2 protein-coding genes and 2 pseudogenes are annotated in these 3990 nt (G+C 63.8%); all 4 read left to right on the top strand.

Annotated features, from left to right (window positions below):
- Nucleotides 1-148, top strand: a pseudogene (locus Q0W90_RS23630) (TetR/AcrR family transcriptional regulator); the annotation flags it as partial.
- Between the two features lie 104 nt (nt 149-252).
- Nucleotides 253-801, top strand: coding sequence for an MmpS family transport accessory protein (locus tag Q0W90_RS23625; protein WP_297602128.1), 549 nt, complete (start codon nt 253-255; stop codon nt 799-801).
- Nucleotides 798-3740 carry an MMPL family transporter gene (locus Q0W90_RS23620; protein WP_297701351.1) on the top strand — a complete coding sequence of 981 codons (2943 nt, stop codon included), beginning with the start codon at nt 798-800 and terminating at the stop codon, nt 3738-3740. The genes Q0W90_RS23625 and Q0W90_RS23620 overlap by 4 nt, the downstream gene beginning before the upstream one ends.
- A gap of 90 nt (nt 3741-3830) precedes the next feature.
- Nucleotides 3831-3990, top strand: a pseudogene (locus Q0W90_RS23615) (TetR/AcrR family transcriptional regulator); the annotation flags it as partial.

Genomic DNA, 3990 nt, shown 5'->3' with positions numbered 1-3990 from the left:
GCAGGTCGCCAACCCGCCGGCGGATCTCACCGACGTCTACGCCGAGGAGCCGGAAGTGGCTCCGCCGGAGTGGAATCTGGACTTCGCGACGGCGCTGACCCGCCTACTGACCGCCACGTGCATCGGCCTCATCTCGGGATCGGAATGAACAGGAAGGGAGGCCGGGGGGCTGTGGCTTGGCGGACTGGAACCGGTGAAAACGGTCCCAAGGCGTCCGAGCGCCCGGGGACGCGGGAAGGACTTGAAGCGCCCATGACGACGACTGAGCCAAGGACCGAGCCGCTGCAGACGCAGGGCTCCGCCGGCGGGGAGGGCAAAAAGGTCGCTCCGCAGCGCGCTGGGAAAAAGGGGCTTTTGGGGCGTTTCTGGCTGGTGCTCACGATCGCAGCTGTCGTCGCGCTGTCGGGTTTTGTCGTATACCGATTACACGGGGTCTTCGGCGTTCACCGCGGTTCGTTCGGTGGTGGCACCTCGGGCGAGGTCCTCGACGAGTTCAACGCCAAGACGATCACGCTCGAGGTCTGGGGCCCACCGGGCAGCACGGCAACCATCAACTACCTCGACGAAAACTCCCATCCGCAGCAGGCGCTCAACGTGCCCTTGCCCTGGAGCAAAGTATTGAGTTCAACGAAGCCCGGCATCCCGGCAAACCTGGTGGCGCAAGGCGACGGCAGTTGGATCGCCTGCCAGTTCGTGGTGAACAAGCACGACGGGAGCGGTGACGTGATCAAGACCCCGAACCGCTCAGATTCCAACCAAACCGTGAACGCCTTCGTCTATTGCCTGGACAAGTCCGCATGAGCGAGCCGCGCGAGGCTCCGCTGCGGGTCGATCAGCCGCTGATCCCGCCGTTCCTGCCGCGGATGATCCACAGGTTGGCCCTGCCGATCGTCCTGGTGTGGTTGGGCATCGTGTTCGTCACCAACACCGTGGCCCCGCAGCTGGAGGTCGTCGCCAAAACCCACTCGGTGTCGATGAGTCCGACTGACGCGGCATCCTTTCAGTCGATGATGCGGGTCGGATCGACGTTCAATGAGTTCAACTCCGACAACTCGGCCATGATCTTGCTGGAGGGCGACAAGCCGCTCGGGGCCGAAGCGCACCGCTACTACGACGAGATCGTCAGGCGCGTCGAGCAAGACAAGACACACGTTCAGCACGTTCAGGATTTCTGGAGTGATCCGCTGACGGCGGCGGGTTCCCAGAGCCACGATCAAAAGGCCGCGTACGTCCAGGTTTACCTCGCCGGCAACATGGGCGGCGGGCTGGCGAACGAGTCTGCCGCGGCCGTCCGCAAGATCGTGGACTCGGTGCCCGCGCCGCCGGGAATCAAGGCATACGTCACCGGCGCGGGTCCGCTGTTCGCCGATCAGTCCCACGCGGGTGAGAAGGGCGTAGCGAAGGTCACGCTCGTCACGTTCTTGGTGATCATCCTGATGCTGCTGTTCGTGTACCGGTCGGTGGTCACCGTTGCGATCATGCTGGCCATGGTGTTCATCGAGCTGGCGGCGGCCCGCGGTGTGGTCGCGACGCTCGGTAACTACGGCGTCATGGGGCTGTCGACCTTCGCCAACAACATGCTGGTGCTGATGGCGATCGCCGCTGGGACGGATTACGCGATCTTCGTGGTCGGCCGCTATCACGAGGCCCGTGGTCTGGGCGAGACCCGCGAACAAGCGTTCTACACCATGTTCCACAGCACCGCGCATGTCGTGCTGGGATCGGGCCTGACCATCGCCGGCGCGATGTACTGCCTGAGCTTCTGCCGACTGCCGTACTTCCAGTCGCTGGGGGTGCCTTGTGCGGTCGGCATGCTGGTCGCGGTGCTCGCGGCTTTGACGCTGGCCCCGGCGATACTGACGGTGGCTTCGTTCTTCAAGCTCATGGATCCGAAGCGCATCCTGCAGACCCGGGGCTGGCGTCGCATGGGCACCGCTGTCGTCCGCTGGCCCGCACCGGTTCTCGCGGTGACCATCGCGGTCGCGTTGGTTGGTCTGCTCGCCCTGCCCGGTTACAAGACGGACTACGACAACCGCCACTTCCTGCCGGCGGACACCCCGGCCAATGTCGGTTATGCCGCCGCGGACCGGCACTTCGACCAGGCTCGGCTCAATCCTGAGCTGTTGATGATCGAGACCGATCACGACTTGCGTAACTCGGCCGATTTTCTGGTCCTGGACAAGGTCGCCAAGGCGGTCTTCCACATCCCCGGTATCGGCCGGGTGCAGACCATCACCCGGCCGTTGGGCACGCCGCTGGACCACAGCACGCTCGGTTTTCAGATGGGCGCACAGGCCGCAGGGCGGATCCAGACCCAGCACTATCAGGAAGAGCAGGCGGCAAACCTACTCAAGCAGGCGGACGAGCTGCACAAGACGATGGCAACGCTGCATGAGCAGATGCAGGTGACCCAGGATCTGAGCAACACCACGCACGAAACCACCAGGCTCACCAAGGAAACCGTGCAGATCACCGAGAGGTTGCGCGACGACATCGCCAACTTCGACGACTTCCTCCGGCCGATCCGTAGCTACTTCTACTGGGAGAAGCACTGTTACGACATTCCGGCCTGCTGGGCAATCCGGTCGGTCTTCAACGCGCTCGACGGCATCGACCAGGTGGCTGAGAACATCGTGAACCTGAGCGCGAACCTCGACAAGCTGGATCGGATCCAGCCCAAGCTGGTGGCGCTGATACCGCCGCAGATCGAGAGCCAGCAGCACAACCTCGACACCATCATGTCGAACTATGCGATCACACAGGGTCTTAACGAACAGGCGAAAGCGCAGTCCGACAACGCCACCGCGCAGGGCGATGCCTTCGACAAAGCGAAGAACGACGACACGTTCTACCTTCCGCCGGAGGCGTTCAAGAGCCCGGATTTCGCGCGAGGTCTCAAACAGTTCATATCGCCGAACGGGCACGCCGTCCGGCTGATCATCTCCCATGAAGGCGACCCGGCGACGCCTGAAGGCATCAAACACATCGAACCGATCAAGCAGGCCGTGCACGAGGCGATCAAGGGCACCCCCTGGGAGGGCGCCAAGGTCTACCTCGGCGGCACCGCCGCGACGTACAAGGACATGCACGACGGCTCCAACATCGACCTGATGATCGCCGGAATCGCCGCGGCCACTTTGATTTTCGTCATCATGCTGGTGATCACCCGAAGCGTCGTGGCGGCCGTCGTGATCGTCGGTACGGTGTTGCTGTCGCTGGGCGCCTCATTCGGACTCTCCGTGCTCTTATGGCAGTACATCCTGGGTATGAAGTTGCACTGGATGGTGCTGGCGATGGCGGTCATCCTGCTGCTGGCGGTCGGCTCGGACTACAACCTGCTGCTGATATCGCGGTTCAAAGAGGAAATCCACGCCGGGCTCAAAACCGGGACGATCCGCGCGATGGCCGGTTCGGGCTCGGTGGTTACCTCCGCCGGTCTGGTGTTCGCCGCCACCATGGCCACGTTCATGTTCAGCCCGTTGCTGGTGATGGCCCAGGTGGGTACGACGATCGCGCTGGGTCTGCTGTTCGACACCTTGATCGTGCGGTCGTTCATGACACCGTCGCTGGCCACCTTGTTCGGGCGCTGGTTCTGGTGGCCGCAGCATGTGCGTCCACGGCCGGCCAGCCAGATGCTGCGGCCGTACGGATCCCGCGCGGCGGTGCGCGCCTACATGCTGCCCAAGGAGCCCGAGGCGAACACGGACCGGTTCGCGCCGACCGCGTCACCGCACTACTGACGGAGCTGGGTCACCCTTACCCGTTTCGGTCCCCGCCGAGTGACCTCGCGCAAATCACGTAATGTGCGTTATACAAACAAATCACGCGACGTGCGTTACGCTCAGCCGGTGGCGCAACTCACCTTCCAGCGCGCCCGCACCGAGGAAAAGAAGCGCCAACGTGCGGAGGCCCTCGTGGAAGCCGCGCGCTCGCTGGCAATGGAAACGGGCGTCGCGTCGGTCACCCTGACCGCGGTCGCCAGCCGCGCCG

It is taken from the genome of Mycobacterium sp., assembly GCF_025933915.1.
GTDB lineage: Bacteria > Actinomycetota > Actinomycetes > Mycobacteriales > Mycobacteriaceae > Mycobacterium.
The sequence above is the reverse complement of the archived record's forward strand: the minus strand, read 5'-3'. Positions and strand labels throughout refer to the sequence as shown.